Raw genomic sequence first — 18,185 nt, 5'->3', positions numbered from 1 at the left:
CTCCCACTCTTTAGGCATTATCGAGCAATTTTTGTGCCTCTTTTGAGAACTCACTAATATAAAAAGTTCCTAAGCGTTGTGTTGATTCTATATCGGCAATTTTATCTAAAAAATTATCGATATCTAACCCTTCAGTTGCTGCAATTTGATGGAGTTTCATAGCTTTTGAAAACTTCTCATCTTGACTCAATCCACTTAAAACTTCAAAAAGTGCTGAAGCATCTTGTAATTTTCCTACATGGTAATGTTCAATTGCATATTCATAGAGTGCACGAAGTGTTGCAAAATCTTGTACTTCGTTCATATCCATTTGACGGTGTGATTCAAGTGTAGAAGTTAATTTTTCAAGTGCTAAGTCTAAAATATTTGCATAAAACCCTTCTAAATCTTCATCTTCAAGAAACTCATGAGCATCTGATTCAAGTACATACAATGAAGCGATATCACCCTCTTGTTGTGCTTTTAAAACTTTTTCTTTTAACTCTTCTATTTTACTCACTCATACACTCCTTTATTCTCATTAACGCATCTTTTGTTTTGTTTTCATTCTCTACAAGAGCAATTCTTATAAAACCAATTCCTGGGTTTTCACCTTGGGCATCTTCACGTGCTAGATATTCTCCAGGGAGTACTTTAACATTGTATTTTTCATACAATTTTTTTGTAAAATTCAGTGCATCTCCAACTTGTAACCAGATGTAAAATGTAGCTTCTGGAATCTCTAGACCCAGTATCTCTTTAGCAAGGAGAAAATTGTTTTTATAAATTTCTCTAGCACTTGTGACATGTTCTTCATCATTCCAAGCCTCAGATGCTGCGTATTGAAGTGGAAGAGGGGAAGCACAACCAACGTAAGTACGGTAGTTCATATACTCTTTTAAAATTGCTTTATCACCAGCGATAAAACCACTTCTAAGTCCTGGTGCAGATGAACGTTTAGAGATAGAGTTTATCACTAAAACATTTTTAAACTCACTATTTCCAGTTGCTATTGATGCTTCAAGTAATGAAGGTATTTTTTGATCTGTATATATTTCAGAGTAACACTCATCATTCAAAAGTACAAAGTTGTGTTTTAGTGCTAGGTTTACCCACTCACTTAACTCTTCTAGTGGGAGTACTGAACTAGTAGGATTGTTCGGAAAGTTTAAAATTACCAAGTCGCAATCGCTTAATTTTTCTTCATCTATGAGAGGCTTAAAATTATTTTCTTTTGTTAGGTTAAGGTGGATAACTTTTGAGTTTGTTGCAATTGCAGCACCCTCATAAATCTGATAAAACGGATTTGTATACGCCATCACACTATTATCTTTATCGCCTAGGAGAAACTGAGGGAAATTAAAAAGTACCTCACGTGTTCCAAACGTGGGAATCATCTCACTATCAGTTACATCTACACCAAATCTTGATTTTATAAATCCACGTATAGCATCTCTTAAAATATCCTCTCCGCTTGTTTTAGGATATTTTTTTAACAGATTGGTATTTTTTGCAAGAGACTCTTGGATAAACAATGGTGTGTCAAATTGCGGTTCACCAATTGTGAGAACTGATGGTTCATAATTTGGATTTGGTATAATGTTTTGTAGTAAATCATTAAGTTTTTCAAATGGATATGGTTCAAAATTCATAGTGGAATTATATCTAAAAAGCATTAATAGATGGATAAGGAAATTTATGAAGATATTTTTATCTTTTATTATTATTTTTTTATTGTTAATAAGTGTAGCTATCCCCATAGATTCTCACGCTATGCAACTTCAAAATGAAGCGTTTGATCGTTCAATGATCGCTTTTGGTATTGCAAAAAGTTTAAATGCTATTATCTCTTTGATACAAGGTACTGAACTCTCCATAACTCCTGTTGGATTGGGACTAACCCTTAGTGTTGGCGAGGTATTAGACCCTTTAAATGATATGGTAGAGAGATTTTCTTGGGTGATGTTGTTGTCCACTATATCGTTAGGGATACAAAAATTACTTTTGATTGTAAGTGCAAAACTTTTTGTTCAAATAATGCTTTTTGTAAGTGGTACTGTTACATTAGGTATAGTTTGGTATAAAAAGCTGCATCAAAGTAAGTTTTTTTCTTATAGTTTGAAACTATTTATACTACTGCTTTTTCTTCGTTTTAGTGCAGTTATGTTTATTTATTTTTCTCAATTTACGTATACAACTATTTTACAAAATGAGTATGAACAATCGTTGCAAGTTGTTGAAAGTACAAAATTAGAGCTTCAAGAATATCAACATCAAAATACTCAAAAAATGCAACAAGATGAAAGTTTTTTTGATAGTTTAAAAAAGAGCTATGATAGTTCGTTAGAGAGTTTAAATATATCAAAACAGATAGAATCACTTGAACAAAAGACAGATAAAGCCTTTGGTAATATTGTAACATTGATTACTATTTTTGTAGTGCAATCAATTATATTACCCCTTGTTTACATCTGGTTAATTGTGCTAAGTTTAAAATTTATTTTTAAAAAAGAGTTAAAGTTTGATACATTGAAAAATATGTATACTTACAATCAATAAAAATCAAAAGGATATAGAGATGAAAATTGTTTTATCAGTGATTTTAGCAATGTTTTTAGTAGCATGTAGTAATGAAAATAAAAAAACAGATGAGGCTCCAGCAAAAGAGGCTCAAACACAAACAGTTGTTGAGGAAGTAAAAAAAGAAGCTGTAAAAGTTGAAGAAAAAACTATAGAAGCAGTAGAAGAAGTTGTAAAAGAGGAAAAAGCTGTTGAAGAAGCAATAACAAAAACACCTGAAGCTCCAGCTGCTCAAGAGCAAAAAGTTGCAGAGGTTACAGCAAGTATTGATGGTGCAAAACTATTTGCTAAATGTGTAGCATGTCATGGTGCAAATGGTGAAAAATCAGCACTGAATAAATCACAAATTATTAAAGGTTGGAGTGCAGATAAAGTTCTAACTGCTTTACATGGATATAAAGACGGTACATATGGTAGTAGTATGAAAGGTGTGATGAAATCACAAATCTCATCTTTAAGTGAAGATGAACTCAAAGCTTTAGCACAGCACATATCAAAACTTTAAAATGATGAAATTAATTATAAATGGTAACGAAAAAGAGTTCGCTCACGATATGACACTTTTAGCAGTTTTACAAGTACTTTCCTTAGAAGATAAAGTGATGGCAGCTGCCGTAAATATGGAGATTGTCAAACAGGATGCTTGGGATAAATGTAGACTTAACGATGGTGATAAGTTAGAGCTTCTTGATTTTGTTGGTGGTGGCTGAAGCCACTACCCAAACATTTTTTTTATACTGTTAAAAAATTTTGTCGTAATACCTTGATTGTCTACAAGGTCTTTGACATAAGTGTCATAATCCATATTTTGTTCTACTAAAAAATCGATAAGGTAATCTTCTGACGCTTCAACACCTTCATGTCTTTCTATCTCTAAAAGTTTTTGATATAAAGGAATTATTTTTTCAATAGCATGTCGAGGGGCTGCTTTTCTAATTGCTAAATATCCCTCACGGTTTTTTGTTAAAGGATGATATTTTGTCTCAAACAATGTTGTCACCCAGTAGTAATCTCCAGATTTTGTGCGATTTTTTACAATAGCGAGTATGTTTTTATCTTTTTTGATACGTTCCCACATCAGTTTAAAGATCACTTTTGGCATATCTGGATGGCGTATGATATTATGAGGTGAACCTATGAGTTCTTCTTCTGTATAGCCACTTACTTTTTGAAAATATTTGTTGGCATATTTTATAATACCCCATAAATCTGTGGTGCTTACTATAGGTTTAACATCGCTTAATTGAATTTCTTGTGCATCATTTGGATTCATGTTTTACCCCTGAGTATCATTAATGGCATTATTATATATCATTTTGATTTAAAATAGTGATTCTTTATTATTCAATTATTAACACAAAATATATAAAAAGTTTTAATAGTCTTAATATTAATGAAATATTTTTGGAAAACCATCAAGAAAGCTTTTATTTTTTATAATGTATGTAATATACATATCGTAGTCCATATTTTGAGCAACTAAAAAATCGATAAGATAGTTTTCTGAAGCTTGTACACCTTCATTGAATTCAATTTTTAAAAGTTCTTCATATAACGGTATAATGCTATTGATAGTCTGTCTAGGTGCTGCTCGTGTTAATGCAAAATACCCATCACGTTTTTTTGAAAGAAAATGATATTTAGTTTCAAAGTGTGTAGTTACCCAATAAAAATCACCATTTTTTGTCTGGTTTTTCACGATAGCAAATATATCTTTATCTTGTTCAATTCGCTCCCACATTAGTTTAAAAATCACTTTTGGCATATCTGGATGACGTATAATATTATGTGGTTCACCTATAAGCTCTATCTCCTCATAGCCACTTACTTCTTGAAAATATTTATTACAGTATTTGATATTCCCTGCTAAATCTGTAGTGCTAACTATCGCTTTTATTTCATCCAATACTATCTCTTTAGACATTTTTATCCCCAGATAAGACTTTACTCTGTAATCTTAGAGAAAACTAATGTGCAATTAGTGATAAAATTTTTTTGTGCTTAAAAAGAGAGAAGTTTTTTAGAAATATTTGATTGTAATGTAACAACTGCAATGGCATAATCTCCATCATGAGTAATTGAAAGAGATGCATCAAGAAGTTGAAAGTTTTCTATAAGTTTTTTTGAAAAAGAGAGTTTTGGAGCACCTTTTTCATTTTTGTAAATTTTTATATCAAAAAAAGAGCACTCACTTCCAATACCAGTACCAAGTGCTTTTGACACAGCTTCTTTGGTTGCCCAAAATCCAGCAGCAGTTTTATAGTTTTTTGCAAGTTCTATCTCATCATCGTGCAAAAACTTTTGCAGTGCTTTTTGACCAAATTTTTCAATCATTTCTTGCATACGAGATGTTTTAATAATATCTATACCAACCATAGTTTGCTTTCAAAATTTATTTATGTGTATTTTATCCTTATTTTGGTTTAATGCTTCTAAACACCTCTAATCAAAAGGATAGTCCGTGCCAGATTCAAAAAAGATTAATCTTGTAGAAGCTTTGTCAATTGGTATCGGTGGTATGGTTGGTGGTGGTATCTTTGCAGTTCTAGGTGAAGCTGTATCACTTGCACATGGTGCAACAGCTATTGCTTTTTTGATAGCTGGTTTAGTTGCAATTTTTACTGCATATTCTTACGCAAAACTTTCTGTCAAATATCAAAGCAGAGGTGGAACAGTAACATTTGTAGATAATGCTTTTGGACATAATCTTTTGTCTGGGTCAGTCAATTTAATGTTGTGGTTAAGCTATCTTGTTACTATCTCACTTTATGCGGTTGCATTCGCTTCTTATGCACAAACTTTTTTCACAGCAACTACGCCATTGTTACATCATATATTAATCTCTACTGCTATAATATTACCAGCTATGATAAATCTTGTAAGTGCATCATTTGTAGGAAAATCTGAAACTTTTATAGTTGCTTTAAAACTTATTTTACTTGTAGTTGTTGTTATTTTTGGATCATCACATGTAGATATGACACATTTTAATCCGAAAAATTTTACTTCTCCTATCTCTATTTTTGTTGCAGGGATGATTATCTTTGTTGCTTATGAAGGATTTGAACTTATAGCAAATGCGGCAGAAGATATAGAAAATCCATCAAAAAATCTACCTCAAGCATTGTATATATCTGTTGGAAGTGTAATAGTTTTATATATACTTATAGCGATCATTACAGTAGGAAGTGTTGATGAAAAAGCTTTGTTAGAAGCAAAAGATTATGCACTTGCTATTGCGGCAAAACCATCTTTAGGAGAACTTGGTTTTGTTTTAGTCTCCATAACTGCACTTTTAGCAACTTTTTCTGCTATCAATGCAACTATTTATGGAAATGCTCGTTTAGGATACATTATTGCAATTGATGGTGAATTGCCAACTATACTAGAATATAAAAAAGGAGATACACCTTTTATGGGAATTGTTCTGACTTTACTTCTGAGTCTTATTTTAGCAAATACAATTAACTTAGATGAAATTGCTATCATAGGAAGTGCTGGATTTTTGCTTATATTTTTTATCGTCAATTTGAGTGCGCTCAAACTATATAAAGTTATAGGAGCTAAAAAAAGTGTCGTAGTATTCTCAACACTATCTAGTTTTTTTGCTTTAGGAGTTTTGTTATATTACACATATCAAACAAATCTCAAAGCCATAATTATTTTCATAAGTTTTGTTTTAATCGCAATTATTTTTGAAGTGGTTTATGGCAAACTTGTCCGTGGACACCTATTTCAAAGAACTTATTAAAGTATATACTCATTTCTCTATAATCATTTTGTAACTATAATAAACATTATTTTCTATTTTTTGTAAAAAGTGTAAAGTGGCACTTGGTACTTTTTACAAATTTTAGTTACAATGCAGATATTGTGAAAAACATTGAAGGATAAATATGGCTACTATATATGACTTAAAGCCTAAATTTCAAAACTTGTTAAGACCGATTGTAAATTTTTTAGCACATAAACATGTTACTCCAAATCAAGTGACTTGGGCGGCATTCATTCTATCAATTTCATTTGGTTTACTCATTGCTTTTACAAATGGTGCTATGTGGAGTTTACTCTTTGTACCAGTTGTGATGTTTGTGCGTATGGCACTCAACGCAATCGATGGGATGTTAGCTAAAGAGCATAATATGCAGACAAAAGTGGGTGCTATTTTAAATGAGATGAGTGATGTGATTGCAGATACTGCTTTGTATCTACCACTTATTTTTGTCTCAGGTATCAATGATGTAGTGATTATATTATTTGTTATTACAGGTATTTTAACTGAGATGGCTGGAGTATTGTCAGCTTCACTCGGTGGTGAGCGAAGATACGATGGACCAATGGGAAAAAGTGATAGAGCTTTTGTATTTGGTTTTGTATGTTTAGTGCTAGGTTTTGGTATTGAGGCTGGAGTGTGGGTAGATATACTTTTGGGTATCGCAACAATACTTGGTGTACTTACAGTACTCAATCGTTGTAAAGGAGCATTACAATGATAGAGATGTTTGGCGAACTTTTTAGTGGAAAAAGTGGAATAATTTTAGAGATTATTCTTGCTATTTTAATAGGGAGTACTTTAATCATTAGACTCTTTTACAAAGACTCTCAAGAGCTAAACGATCGTATATACTCTTGGTGGATTATCATCACTTTTTTTATCCTTGGAGCAATGTTAAATACCACTTTAGCGATGTTCTTTTTTGGATTTTTAAGTTATTTGGCTTTAAAAGAGTACTTTACCCTTATCCCGACACGCCGAACAGATAGACGGGTAATTTTTTATGCATATATAGCAATTATTTTTCAGTACTACTTTGCAAATATCCAGTGGTATGGGATGTTTATTATTTGGATACCAGTATTTTTATTTTTACTTTTACCATTTAGACAGATACTTATAGGGGAAAATGAGGGTTTTTTAGAAAATACAAGCAAGGTTCAGTGGGGATTGATGATGTTTGTATTTGGTTTAAGCCATTTAGCATATATGATTACACTCTCCCCAGTCCATGGTAATGATGTTGGCGGAAAAGAGTTGGTTTTATATCTTGTCGTTTTAACTGAACTCAATGATGTACTGCAGTATGTATGGGGTAAATCTTTTGGAAAACACAAAATTGTTCCAAAAGTAAGCCCAAATAAAACAGTAGAGGGTTTTTTAGGAGCGCTATTTAGCATCAGTATTTTAGCAGTTATTTTTTCATTTTTGACCCCTTTTACATATCTTCAAGCATTTTTAGCTGGAGTTATCATTAGTAGTACAGGTTTCGTTGGGGATGTTGTAATCTCTATGGTAAAGCGTGATATTGGCGTAAAAGACTCAGGCAATATGCTTCCAGGGCATGGTGGAATACTTGATAGAATAGATAGTCTTATCTATACAGCACCACTATTTTTTCACTATGTGTATTATTTATATTATTAGGAAATCAAGATGTTAAAGCAGATATTTTTTCTTTTTATTGTTCGTCCTATTATCCTCATCATTGCAGGGGTAAATTTACAAGGAAAAGAGAATTTACCATTTGAGGGTCCTTGCATCATTGCTGCAAACCACAATAGTCACATAGATACAATGGTACTACTAAGTCTATTTCCAATATCTAAAATAAAAAGAGTTCGACCAGTTGCGGCTGCAGATTATTTTTTAAAAAACAGGTTTATAGCATGGTTTTCAAAAGAGATTATAGAGATTATTCCATTATCACGAAAAGCTGCAAAAACACAAGGACATCCTTTGGCAGAAGTGATACAAGCGTTAGACAATAATGAAATAGTCATTATCTTTCCAGAGGGAAGTCGTGGAGAGTCAGAGGAGTTATCCTCTTTTAAAACTGGTGTGGCACATCTAGCCAAAAAATTTCCAAACGTGCCAGTAATTCCAGTTTATATTCATGGTGCAGGAAAGTGTCTGCCAAAAGGTGAAGCGTTATTTGTCCCTTTTATTATAGATGTCAAACTCTCAGAAGCAATCTATTTTGAAGATGAAACAAATGAAGCGTTTACAAAAAAATTAGAACAAAAAGTGATATTACTTAAAGGAAATGAATTATGAAAACACAAACAGGCGAATTTACAACATTTGATGGAGAGAAGCTTTTTTATAGAGAGTGGGAACATGATGTTAAAAGCAATGGTAGAATTTTATTTTTATTACACCGTGGACATGAACATTCACAAAGATTGGAGAAAATTGCACAAAAAGAGGAGTTTGCAGGGTATAAAATCTTCTCGTATGACAATAGAGGACATGGGTATACACAGGTAAAACCAGCATATGAATTTATGGATTTAGTACGTGATCTCAATGCTTTTGTAGCTTTTGTGTGTGAAAAAGAGCAAAAAACTCCGCAGGATATTTTTATCGTTGCAAACTCTGTTGCTGGAGTAGTTGCTTCAACATGGGTGCATGATTATGCACCAAATATCAAAGGTATGGCTTTGGTAGCTCCTGCATTTAAAATCAAACTCTATTTTCCTTTTGCAAAAGAGTTTTTAAAAGTAGCAATCCATTTTAAACCAGAGCTCAATATAAAATCGTATGTAAAATCTAAGTTTTTAACACACGATATAAATGAGCAAGTTTTGTATGATACAGATGAGCTTATTACTCCAAATATCCCTGCAAAACAGTTAACGACTTTACTTGATACAGGAATTAGAATAGTCAATGATGCAGATTTAATCGCCACTCCTACATTAGTGCTTAGTGCTACTGATGATTATGTCGTTGATTCTGGTGTACAAGGGGATTTTTATGCAAATTTATCTTCACCGTTGAAAAAGTTTGTAAAACTAGAGAAGTTTTATCATGCGATTATTCACGAAGTGGAGCACCAAAAAGCAGTAGATGAGATAGCTGACTTTATGAAAAAATGTTTTGAGTATAAAAGTACAAAAACAAAAAATAAACTCATTGTAGATGAGATGATAACTTTTACTCAAAAAGAGCATGACAAAATCGCATATGGTTCACTACCATTTTGTAAAAATGTAAACTATTATATGCAAAGAAAGATGATGCAAACTTTTGGTCATATGAGTGATGGGGTTAAGATAGGTTTAAAATATGGTTTTGACTCTGGAGTGACACTTGATTATGTATATAAAAATGAGCCAAGTGGATCAAATGCATTTGGGGTGTTTGCAGATAAAAACTACTTAAATAGCATTGGTTGGAGAGGAATACGTCAGAGAAAAATCAACATTATCACAACTATCAAAGAAAAAATAGCAGCACTTCAAGAAGCAGGAGAAAAAGTTAAGATTTTAGATATAGCTGGTGGTCCTGCACGTTATTTAATTGAGATTGCTGATGAGTATAAAGATGTAGAGATACAAGTAAGAGATTATCAAACACAAAACGTTGAAGAGGGGCAAGAATTAGCTCGGAATCGTAATTTAGAGAACATCACATACAAACAAAGTGATGCGTTTGATAAAACAAATTATGATAAAGAAGAGTACGCTCCAAATATTGTAATTATCTCTGGAGTGTTTGAGCTTTTTAGTGATAATGCTCTGATTCAAAAAGCGATTGATGGGGTAAGTTCCATTATGAGTGATGGTAGTTATCTTGTATATACAGGGCAACCTTGGCATCCCCAATTAGAGCAAATTGCTAATGTGTTAGGAAACCATCAAGATGAAAAATGGATAATGAGAAGACGCTCACAATATGAACTCGATTCAATTTTTAATGAGAGTGGATTTGAAAAAGAGTGGATGCTTATAGATAACTGGGGTATCTTTACAGTATCATCTGCAAAATTTGTAGGAAAATAATCGTATGTATGTGTTTGATCCAGCTTTGAGTGCTAAAACTGCATTAAAAGAGCGTTTTGTTTGGATGCTTTTTATGGGGATAACCTTTTTCTTGTTGTATGGATCAAGTAACCAATACGCAGGATTAAGTGCCCCTCATCCTTCTATTTTTATGCAGTGGGAGAAAGATATCCCTTTTGTTGAGTATTTTATAGTGCCTTATATGTCTTCAGATTTGATGTTTGTGGTGGCATTTTTTTTACCTTATACACGCTTAGAGTTACGTATACTCTCAGCTAGGGTTTTATTTATAGTTACTTTGTCATGTTTGATATTTGTACTTTTCCCATTGTCATTTGCATTTGAGAAGCCTGAAATACAAACATTTCATACCTTATTTAATATGCTACAAGCAGATTTGCCTTATAACCAGCTTCCATCACTGCATATTAGTTTTGCGATAGTTTTATGGGCAAGTATGCGAAAGCATCTAACAAATATTGTGCTAAGAATAGCAGTAGCAACATGGTTTTATCTTATTGCTTTGTCAACCCTTTTTGTGTATCAACATCACTTTATAGATATACCAACAGGGTTTTTGATGGGAATGGTTGCGGTAACTTTGATTTCTAAAAAGAGAAATACTTATTTTGTAACGCAATTTACAACACCAAGAAGTTTAAAAATGGGATTGTATTTTCTCATAGGGGCATGTTTACTACTGATTGCAAGTTTTTATATAGGGGTACTTGCTTTTATATCGTTATATTTGAGTTTTTCGTTGTTGAATGTAAGTATTGTGTATGCTTTTGGATTAAATGAGCTTTTGGTTGGTAAAAATGCACAGGCAAATTTTTGGCAATGGATTGTTTTTGCCCCTTATTTTATAGGCAGTTATTTTTCTTGGCATTATTATAAAAGGAAAATTAGTTTATTTGTCCCTGTAAAAGATAATGTATATCTTGGGCGATACCCAAAACAAAATGAATATAGTGAAATTCAAGATAAAAATATTTCAAATATTATCAACCTCGCTTCTGAGCAACAGATGCACAAAAAGCACTTAAATATAGAACAAATGAGATTTCCATATCTTGATCAGACAATTCAAAGTCCACAGTCGTTGCATAAAGCAGTTGAATTGATCGAATCTTGTAAAAATGATGGGGTATTGATCCATTGTGCTTTGGGGCTTTCAAGAAGTATACTCTTAGTTTCTGCTTGGCTTTTATATAACAAGTACACTTTAGATGAAATTGAAGTACTTATGGGACAAATCAGACCAAATTATGTAAAGTCTCCTTATATGAATATCAATTTAGAGATGTATCAAGAGTATCTGCAAAACAAAGGGGAGGGAAACTATGTCAATTAAAATGGCACAACTGATGAAAGAAACAGGCGAAACCCGTTCAACACTTCTTTTTTATGTGAAAGAGGGGTTATTACAAGAACCGACAAAACCAAAACCAAATGTGCATTTGTATCATGATGACTCAATTGAACGGGTACGGCTTATAAAAATGCTTCAAAATCAGCTTCATTATTCCATACAACAGATTAAACAAGTGTTTGATGATAATCGGTTTGATTTTGAAAATGGTGTTGAGGGAGTTTTGCAAAAATTAGAGCTTTTTTCAGGTATGACAGAGCGGCAGTACAAAACTATGGATGATGCACTTAAAGTGTATGATTTAGATAAAGAGAGTATTGAGTATTACATCAAAGAAAATATTTTAGAATTAGAGAATGGATACTTTAACGATAGTAGCTGGAAAGTACTACAAATATTAAATGATTTAGAGAAATATACACAAGAAAAAGAATTACTTTTGTTATATGTAAAAACTGCGAAAGAGTTGGCTGTAAAAGAGTTTGATTTAGGGCGAAAACTTGTAGAACAAGACAATACAAATCATGCACAAGAGTTGTTTTTAGATTTGATATTGACACTTAAACCATATATCTTTAATCTACAAACAAAAAATGAGCATAAAAAGAGAGCAACGAATGAATAAAAATGAATCTAGTATCTGGAATATTCAAGGGTTTTCTCTTTATTTATTGATAGTATTTATAAATGCTTTTACCGATTTGGGGCACAAGATAATCATACAAAATATTATTTTTAAAATATATGATGGGCAAGAGCAGATTATTTTAATAGCCATTGTCAATGCTTTGATTTTAATCCCTTTTATTATCTTGTTTTCTCCCGCTGGATTTTTATCGGATAAATTTACAAAACGTACCATTATTCGAGCATCAGCTTGGTTTGGTTTATTGATAACTTTACTGATAACATTCACGTACTATTTAGGGCAATTTGAACTGGCATTTTTCCTAACAATCATTCTTGCAATTCAATCAGCAATTTACTCTCCAGCAAAATATGGTTATATCAAAGAGTTGGTTTCAAATCAACACCTTACTATGGGAAATGGCTTAGTGCAAGCTACTACAACTGTGTCAATAATGGGAGGGATATTTATATACTCTATTTTTTTTGAATCAATGTTAAATGGCAAAATATATAGTACAAGTAGTGAGATTTTACATTTTATTGCACCTGTTGGTTGGGCACTAGTAATTGGAACAGTTATTGAGCTGTTAGCTGCATATAATATCCCAGATACCAAGATACAAAATGATGCTACTTTTAGTATGAAAAAGTACTCTAGCGGTGCTTATTTGGTTAAAAATTTAAAAATTGTTTCAAAAAATAAAATCATTTTAAATTCAATTATAGGACTTGCACTTTTTTGGTCTGTTTCACAAGTAATACTAGCAAGTTTTCCATCGTATGCAAAAGATATACTTCACATAAACAATACTGTGATTGTTCAAGGAATGATGGCATTAGCAGCAATAGGTATAGTTTTTGGATCATTAATCTCTGGAAAAATTTCAAAAAATTATGTTGAAACAGGGAGTGTACCTGTTGGTGCTATTGGGATGTCTATTGCACTCTTCTTTTTACCAAATCTTCAAGAGATAGTTTTAATCGGTGCAGACTTTTTTATTTTTGGTTTTTTTGCTGGTTTATTTATCATCCCTTTAAATTCACTGATCCAAATCAACGCAAAAGAGCATGAACTAGGGACTATACTTGCAGGAAATAACTTTTTGCAAAATATCTCTATGCTCGGATTTTTATCTTTAACAGTTGTTTTTGCTTTATTTGGAATCAATAGTATTGGTCTATTTTATTTTATGCTTATAGTGACAGTTCTTGGTTCAATCTATGTAGTGCGTTACATACCGCAAACGATGATAATTTTTATCATTGGTTCTTTTGTTTCATGGAAAATACGTCTTAAAGTTTTAGGTTTTAATAATATTCCCCAAACTGGTGGTGTACTTCTGTTAGGCAATCACATCTCATGGCTCGATTGGGCAATCATCCAAATGGCAATGCCAAGACGTATCCGCTTTGTAATGGATAGAACGATTTATGAAAAATGGTACTTAAAACTCTTTTTGGATTTTTTTAATGTTATTCCAATTTCTCCCCGTAGAGCAAAAGAAGCTGCTCAAACTGTAAAAGAGTATCTTAATGCTGGAGAGGTAGTATGTCTTTTCCCTGAGGGTGCAATAAGTAGAACAGGGCAATTGGGAGAGTTTAAAAGTGGTTTTGAACTGATGGCAAAAGAGAGTAATGCTGTAATAGTTCCTTTTTATCTTCGTGGGATGTGGGGAAGTAAACTATCACGTTCCTCATCAAAATTTAAAGAGGCAAGAAAAACAAAAAGACGCGATATTATTATTGCTTTTGCGCAACCTATGAATATTTCAAGTTCAGCTGCACAAGTCAAACAAAAAGTTTTTGAGCTCTCTTTAAGTTCATGGGAAGAATATACGAGAAGTTTTAGCTCTATGCAAGAGGCGTGGGTTGATACTGCAAAAAGATTATCTAACGAATTTTGTATGAGTGATTCTAAAGGTGGCAGTTTGTCGTACTCAAAAGTTTTGATAAGTACACTTTTATTTTCTAGCTTTATCAAAAAACATTCCGAGCAAAATATAGGGATACTAATGCCAACAACAAGTGCAGGAGCTATAGTAAATATGGCAACACTTATGTCAGGTAAAACCGTAGTGAATCTCAACTACACTGCACCGCTAAACTCTTTAAAATCTGCAATTAATAAAGCTGAAATAAAAACAATCTACACTGCAAAACAGTTTGTGACAAAACTCAAAGCTAAAGGGATTGACACTGATGAGCTTTTAAAAGATTGTGAAGTTTTTTATATGGAAGATATGAGAGAGCGTATCTCTAAAGTACAGTTAATATCTACACTTCTATATGTCAGTTTTTTACCAGCATTTTTAATCAAACTTTTATTTGTAAAAAAAGTTCCAAACGATGCAATTGCGGCAATACTTTTTAGTTCAGGTTCTGAAGGAGAACCAAAAGGGGTAATGCTCACACACAAAAACTTTATGGCAAATGTACAGCAAATTTCCGATATTTTAAATATGCAAGATGAAGATGTGATTTTAGCTTCACTACCACTATTTCATGCTTTTGGATTAACTGCAACTACTTGGCTACCTCTTATTGAGGGTATCCCTATGGTATGTCATCCTGATCCAACAGATGCAGTTGGTGTTGCAAAAGCAGTTGCAAAATACAATGCAACAGTTATGTTTGGAACATCTACATTTTTAAGACTTTATGCAAGAAATAAAAAAGTACATCCTTTGATGTTTTCCTCACTACGACTCATCGTTGCAGGTGCAGAAAAACTAAGCCCTGATGTTAAAGAGGCTTTTAAAATGAAGTTTCAAAAAAATATCTATGAGGGGTATGGAGTAACTGAATCCGCACCAGTAGCTAGTGTAAACTTACCAGATGTATTGGAAACAAATGAGTTTAGCGTACAAGTTGGAAATAAAGCTGGTAGTATTGGCTTACCAATCCCTGGAACTGCTTTTAAAATTGTTGATCCAAATACATTAGAGGAGTTGGCTGCAAACGAGGATGGACTTATTTTAATTGGTGGACCACAAGTGATGAAAGGTTACTTAAAAGATGAGGCTAAAACTAAAGAGGTAATGGCTGAGATAGATGGGATACAGTGGTATAAAACAGGAGATAAAGGGCATATGGATGAAGATGGGTACCTCTACATCGTAGATAGATACTCCCGTTTTGCAAAACTAGGTGGTGAGATGGTCTCACTTGGTTCCATTGAGTCTGAAATCAATCAATTTATCAATAATTCTGAAGTGGAACTCATTGCAGTAAATCTCCCCGATGAGAAAAAAGGGGAGAAAGTAGTCTTGCTTATAAGTGGTTATGAGGATGTAGAGAGTCTGAAAAAAGCACTTGTAGAGTCTGGAATGAATCCTTTAACGATACCAGCCCAAATTTATAGTGTAGAGGTTGTTCCAAAATTAGGGACTGGAAAAAGTGATTTTGCTGGGGCTAAAAAACTAGCACAAGAATTGTCAAATGTGTAGGAGAGAAGATGTTTGAAAATAATTATAAAACTATAAAAAAAGTTCAAGAAAAAAGAGTTGTATATTTTGAGGCTAATGAGGTTGAAAAAACTTGGCAAGATGTGATTGACAAAGATAGTGAAACTATGAAAGAACTGTGTGTAGCTATGAGTAATCTAGTGTATGAGATAGGTGTGCCAAAATTTTTAGTACATTTGAGTGCGAAAATTCTTTATCATCTTGTGTACAAAAGATGGGGGCATTATACGAGCGAGAGTGATTATTTGGCTACTAAGTGTCCAAATATGTCACGTTCAATGTTAGCATTTTTACAACGTCAATACACTCTAGCCCATATGGGATGCTCGGTTGTAATGGCATGGGATGAGGTAAATCAAGAGATGATATGCTTTAGAAGTCTGGATTGGAAAGGTGCAGATGATATTGCAAAAGCTACAAGAGTTTTTTCATTTGTCAATAATAATGATCAAGAGGTAGCTAAAGTTGCTGGAATTACAGCAATGACAGGAGTTTTAACTGGGGCTAAAAAAGGGTTTAGTGTAGCAATAAATTATGCACCTTGGAAACGCTCTGCAAAATTTAAGTCTGATCCTACATTTTTAATCCGTCAATTACTTGAAGATGAAAGTATTACAACCTATGCACAAGCGCATGAAAAGGTAAAAGAGTGGGAGGTGGGTTCGCCTTGTTTTATAAGCATTTGTGGTGTGAATAAAGGGGAAGCGTGTGTAGTCGAACTTGGAAGTGGTGAAACTCATTTTAGAGAAATTGGCGAAGATGATTTTATCATCCAAACAAATCATTATGATTTAACTACTTCCCCATTTACACAGCATAATCAAGAACCTTATACACAAGAGATGAATGAGCAAGAGTGGTACAGCTCAGAGTTGCTGCAAAACTCACAAAAGCGTGAAAAGATTATAAGAAAAATGCTTGAAGAAAAAAATGATGTAGATATAAAAACAAAATTGATCAATATTTATAAAACGGTACCAGTGCTAAACTATGAAACTGCTCAATGGGTAGTGATGCAGCCTAAAAGTGAAGAGATAGAAGTTTATAGTTGTTTTGATAAATAAAACAACTACCTTCGAGAGTGTATAAATGGGATTAACATAGGTGTAGTTTTTTTATACTCAAGATACTCTTGTCCAAAAGTTTTGAGTAAGTCTTTCTCTTCAAAATAAAGCCCGATAAGGACATATATTAGCATTCCAATACTTAACAATAGATGCCCATAACTCATAGATGGTGTAGCTACTAAACCTATGAGTGTTCCTAACTGGATAGGGTGTCGAACAAATTTATAAAAGTAACGTACTTGAAATTTTAGTGGAGGTTCTGGAAGATTTTTTAATACCCTGTAGCCTTGATGTAAACCAAAGAGTTCAAAATGATCGATCAAAAATGTTGAGATAAATGCAAAAGACCAACCCAAAACATATAGAGTTGTGAAAATCCAGAACATAACTCCATCTTCAAATTTCCATAGATAGCCATCTATAGGCTGCCAAAAATAGACTATTGCTACTAAACACAATGCAGATGCTATACAGTAAGTAGCACTTTTAAAAGTATCAGAGAGTTTAGAGAGAAGATTATTTTTAAAAAATGCTCTTGCCATAACAGAGTGTTGCACTCCAAATAATACAAGGAGTAAAAGATCTATGATAAGTGGATTGTACTCTAACACAATTATAGATTTATCGATAGTATACGGCATAAATTCCCATGGATATACCCATAAAATTAAAAAGCTTAATGTGACAAGTGAGAGTAGATAACCCACCAATGTATAAAGGAAAAGAAGATATTTTTTCATAAAATACAGTGATGATTGGAATAGAATTTTGTGTATGTAAATTTCATTGAGTTTAAATCTCCCTATTTCAAGTTAGCCGAATTGGAAAAGAATTATAACAAATTTGAATACAACTTTAGAAAGAATAGGACAAGACCTATCCCTAAAACCTCTCAAGCTTTTAAAAAAAAGTGGAGATTTTATGTTATAATCTTGCATATTTGCAAGGTAATACACATATAGATAAGGCACTACAAGATGACAAAAAATGAGATTTTATCAAAACTAAAAGAGCTTAAACCAGCATATGAAAAAGAGGGTTTAATACTTTTAGGATTATTTGGAAGCTATGCAAAAGATTCACAAACAAAGTTTAGTGATATTGATATAGCATACAAATTAGATTATGATAAATTTTCTTCAAACTATCGGGATGGTTTTGCAAAACTGCTTCGTATAGATGACATTAAAAAAGAGCTACAAAACACTTTTAAAGCACCTATTGATTTAGTGCCAGATTCAAATAAAGCAATATTGAAAGATTTAATCAATGTCTAGTGGATTACAGAGACTTTAAAAAATCTATGAATGT

At 32.7% G+C, this 18,185-nt stretch carries 19 protein-coding genes; 13 read left to right on the top strand and 6 right to left on the bottom strand.

Translation table 11 applies throughout. The features are described from left to right. Positions 1–10 precede the first annotated feature (10 nt). Both ACQY56_RS12510 and ACQY56_RS12505 read right to left on the bottom strand, forming a co-directional pair. Positions 11–499 (bottom strand): hypothetical protein, encoded by a 489-nt coding sequence (locus tag ACQY56_RS12510; RefSeq protein WP_428738436.1) that lies wholly within the window; start codon positions 497–499, stop codon positions 11–13. Further along, on the bottom strand, positions 492–1,631 hold the full coding sequence (locus ACQY56_RS12505) for a succinyldiaminopimelate transaminase (RefSeq protein WP_428738435.1): 1,140 nt from the start codon (positions 1,629–1,631) through the stop codon (positions 492–494). Before ACQY56_RS12505 ends, ACQY56_RS12510 begins: the two co-directional genes overlap by 8 nt. Positions 1,632–1,677: 46 nt before the next feature. Here ACQY56_RS12505 and ACQY56_RS12500 point away from each other — a divergent pair, with 46 nt between their 5' ends. The 3 genes from ACQY56_RS12500 to thiS are packed head-to-tail and all read left to right on the top strand — an operon-like array spanning position 1,678 to position 3,269. Continuing rightward, the gene (locus ACQY56_RS12500; protein ID WP_428738434.1) at positions 1,678–2,538 is read left to right on the top strand and encodes a hypothetical protein; all 861 of its coding nucleotides are present in this window, start codon (positions 1,678–1,680) and stop codon (positions 2,536–2,538) included. Between the two features lie 19 nt (positions 2,539–2,557). Beyond that, positions 2,558–3,064 carry a c-type cytochrome gene (locus tag ACQY56_RS12495; protein WP_428738433.1) on the top strand — a complete coding sequence of 169 codons (507 nt, stop codon included), beginning with the start codon at positions 2,558–2,560 and terminating at the stop codon, positions 3,062–3,064. 4 nt (positions 3,065–3,068) lie between these two features. Next, positions 3,069–3,269 carry a sulfur carrier protein ThiS gene (gene thiS, locus ACQY56_RS12490; protein WP_428738478.1) on the top strand — a complete coding sequence of 67 codons (201 nt, stop codon included), beginning with the start codon at positions 3,069–3,071 and terminating at the stop codon, positions 3,267–3,269. A gap of 5 nt (positions 3,270–3,274) precedes the next feature. Here the strand turns inward: thiS and ACQY56_RS12485 are convergent, their stop codons facing one another. The 3 genes from ACQY56_RS12485 to acpS all read right to left on the bottom strand — a co-directional run bounded on the left by ACQY56_RS12485 (position 3,275) and on the right by acpS (position 4,935). Then, positions 3,275–3,832 (bottom strand): PAS domain S-box protein, encoded by a 558-nt coding sequence (locus tag ACQY56_RS12485; RefSeq protein WP_428738432.1) that lies wholly within the window; start codon positions 3,830–3,832, stop codon positions 3,275–3,277. A 117-nt stretch (positions 3,833–3,949) separates the two neighbouring features. Next, positions 3,950–4,483: a PAS domain S-box protein gene (locus tag ACQY56_RS12480; protein ID WP_428738431.1), complete on the bottom strand. Its 534-nt coding sequence runs from the start codon at positions 4,481–4,483 to the stop codon at positions 3,950–3,952. A gap of 77 nt (positions 4,484–4,560) precedes the next feature. Further along, positions 4,561–4,935, bottom strand: coding sequence for a holo-ACP synthase (gene acpS, locus ACQY56_RS12475; RefSeq protein WP_428738430.1), 375 nt, complete (start codon positions 4,933–4,935; stop codon positions 4,561–4,563). A gap of 85 nt (positions 4,936–5,020) precedes the next feature. Between acpS and ACQY56_RS12470 the strand changes: the two genes are divergently transcribed. The 9 genes from ACQY56_RS12470 to ACQY56_RS12430 all read left to right on the top strand — a co-directional run bounded on the left by ACQY56_RS12470 (position 5,021) and on the right by ACQY56_RS12430 (position 16,871). Further along, complete coding sequence (locus tag ACQY56_RS12470) at positions 5,021–6,310, top strand: APC family permease (protein WP_428738429.1); 1,290 nt, start codon at positions 5,021–5,023, stop codon at positions 6,308–6,310. A gap of 145 nt (positions 6,311–6,455) precedes the next feature. Next, positions 6,456–7,052, top strand: a complete 597-nt coding sequence (locus ACQY56_RS12465; protein WP_428738428.1) for a CDP-alcohol phosphatidyltransferase family protein — start codon at positions 6,456–6,458, stop codon at positions 7,050–7,052. After that, the gene (locus ACQY56_RS12460; RefSeq protein ID WP_428738427.1) at positions 7,049–7,981 is read left to right on the top strand and encodes a phosphatidate cytidylyltransferase; all 933 of its coding nucleotides are present in this window, start codon (positions 7,049–7,051) and stop codon (positions 7,979–7,981) included. Before ACQY56_RS12465 ends, ACQY56_RS12460 begins: the two co-directional genes overlap by 4 nt. Positions 7,982–7,990: 9 nt before the next feature. Then, the gene (locus ACQY56_RS12455) at positions 7,991–8,611 is read left to right on the top strand and encodes a lysophospholipid acyltransferase family protein (RefSeq protein WP_428738426.1); all 621 of its coding nucleotides are present in this window, start codon (positions 7,991–7,993) and stop codon (positions 8,609–8,611) included. Continuing rightward, the gene (locus ACQY56_RS12450) at positions 8,608–10,341 is read left to right on the top strand and encodes a bifunctional alpha/beta hydrolase/class I SAM-dependent methyltransferase (protein ID WP_428738425.1); all 1,734 of its coding nucleotides are present in this window, start codon (positions 8,608–8,610) and stop codon (positions 10,339–10,341) included. Before ACQY56_RS12455 ends, ACQY56_RS12450 begins: the two co-directional genes overlap by 4 nt. A 4-nt stretch (positions 10,342–10,345) precedes the next feature. Next, positions 10,346–11,695, top strand: coding sequence for a dual specificity protein phosphatase family protein (locus ACQY56_RS12445; RefSeq protein WP_428738424.1), 1,350 nt, complete (start codon positions 10,346–10,348; stop codon positions 11,693–11,695). After that, entirely contained in the window at positions 11,685–12,338 is a 654-nt protein-coding gene (locus ACQY56_RS12440; RefSeq protein ID WP_428738423.1) for a MerR family transcriptional regulator, read from the top strand. The genes ACQY56_RS12445 and ACQY56_RS12440 overlap by 11 nt, the downstream gene beginning before the upstream one ends. Next, a complete protein-coding gene (locus tag ACQY56_RS12435) occupies positions 12,331–15,789 on the top strand; it encodes an acyl-[ACP]--phospholipid O-acyltransferase (protein ID WP_428738422.1) in 3,459 nt (1,152 codons plus the stop codon). Before ACQY56_RS12440 ends, ACQY56_RS12435 begins: the two co-directional genes overlap by 8 nt. A gap of 8 nt (positions 15,790–15,797) precedes the next feature. Continuing rightward, positions 15,798–16,871, top strand: coding sequence for a carcinine hydrolase/isopenicillin-N N-acyltransferase family protein (locus ACQY56_RS12430; protein ID WP_428738421.1), 1,074 nt, complete (start codon positions 15,798–15,800; stop codon positions 16,869–16,871). Between the two features lie 5 nt (positions 16,872–16,876). Here ACQY56_RS12430 and ACQY56_RS12425 read toward each other — a convergent pair whose 3' ends face one another. Next, a complete protein-coding gene (locus ACQY56_RS12425; protein WP_428738420.1) occupies positions 16,877–17,614 on the bottom strand; it encodes a methyltransferase family protein in 738 nt (245 codons plus the stop codon). Between the two features lie 237 nt (positions 17,615–17,851). On the opposite strand from ACQY56_RS12425, the gene ACQY56_RS12420 reads away from it, so the two are divergent. Then, positions 17,852–18,151, top strand: coding sequence for a nucleotidyltransferase family protein (locus tag ACQY56_RS12420; RefSeq protein ID WP_428738419.1), 300 nt, complete (start codon positions 17,852–17,854; stop codon positions 18,149–18,151). Positions 18,152–18,185: the final 34 nt, after the last annotated feature.

Source organism: Sulfurimonas sp. (genome assembly GCF_050296975.1).
In the GTDB taxonomy this organism is placed as follows: Bacteria; Campylobacterota; Campylobacteria; order Campylobacterales; family Sulfurimonadaceae; genus Sulfurimonas.
The sequence above is the reverse complement of the archived record's forward strand: the minus strand, read 5'-3'. Positions and strand labels throughout refer to the sequence as shown.

Excerpts from the sequence above, each read along its gene's own strand:
- ACQY56_RS12505 (WP_428738435.1), bottom strand. The coding sequence starts at position 1,631 with ATGAATTTTGAACCATATCCATTTGAAAAACTTAATGATTTACTACAA.
- ACQY56_RS12500 (WP_428738434.1), top strand. The coding sequence starts at position 1,678 with ATGAAGATATTTTTATCTTTTATTATTATTTTTTTATTGTTAATAAGT.
- ACQY56_RS12495 (WP_428738433.1), top strand. The coding sequence starts at position 2,558 with ATGAAAATTGTTTTATCAGTGATTTTAGCAATGTTTTTAGTAGCATGT.
- thiS (WP_428738478.1), top strand. The coding sequence starts at position 3,069 with ATGAAATTAATTATAAATGGTAACGAAAAAGAGTTCGCTCACGATATG.
- ACQY56_RS12485 (WP_428738432.1), bottom strand. The coding sequence starts at position 3,832 with ATGAATCCAAATGATGCACAAGAAATTCAATTAAGCGATGTTAAACCT.
- ACQY56_RS12480 (WP_428738431.1), bottom strand. The coding sequence starts at position 4,483 with ATGTCTAAAGAGATAGTATTGGATGAAATAAAAGCGATAGTTAGCACT.
- acpS (WP_428738430.1), bottom strand. The coding sequence starts at position 4,935 with ATGGTTGGTATAGATATTATTAAAACATCTCGTATGCAAGAAATGATT.
- ACQY56_RS12465 (WP_428738428.1), top strand. The coding sequence starts at position 6,456 with ATGGCTACTATATATGACTTAAAGCCTAAATTTCAAAACTTGTTAAGA.
- ACQY56_RS12460 (WP_428738427.1), top strand. The coding sequence starts at position 7,049 with ATGATAGAGATGTTTGGCGAACTTTTTAGTGGAAAAAGTGGAATAATT.
- ACQY56_RS12455 (WP_428738426.1), top strand. The coding sequence starts at position 7,991 with ATGTTAAAGCAGATATTTTTTCTTTTTATTGTTCGTCCTATTATCCTC.
- ACQY56_RS12450 (WP_428738425.1), top strand. The coding sequence starts at position 8,608 with ATGAAAACACAAACAGGCGAATTTACAACATTTGATGGAGAGAAGCTT.
- ACQY56_RS12445 (WP_428738424.1), top strand. The coding sequence starts at position 10,346 with ATGTATGTGTTTGATCCAGCTTTGAGTGCTAAAACTGCATTAAAAGAG.
- ACQY56_RS12440 (WP_428738423.1), top strand. The coding sequence starts at position 11,685 with ATGTCAATTAAAATGGCACAACTGATGAAAGAAACAGGCGAAACCCGT.
- ACQY56_RS12435 (WP_428738422.1), top strand. The coding sequence starts at position 12,331 with ATGAATAAAAATGAATCTAGTATCTGGAATATTCAAGGGTTTTCTCTT.
- ACQY56_RS12430 (WP_428738421.1), top strand. The coding sequence starts at position 15,798 with ATGTTTGAAAATAATTATAAAACTATAAAAAAAGTTCAAGAAAAAAGA.
- ACQY56_RS12425 (WP_428738420.1), bottom strand. The coding sequence starts at position 17,614 with ATGAAAAAATATCTTCTTTTCCTTTATACATTGGTGGGTTATCTACTC.
- ACQY56_RS12420 (WP_428738419.1), top strand. The coding sequence starts at position 17,852 with ATGACAAAAAATGAGATTTTATCAAAACTAAAAGAGCTTAAACCAGCA.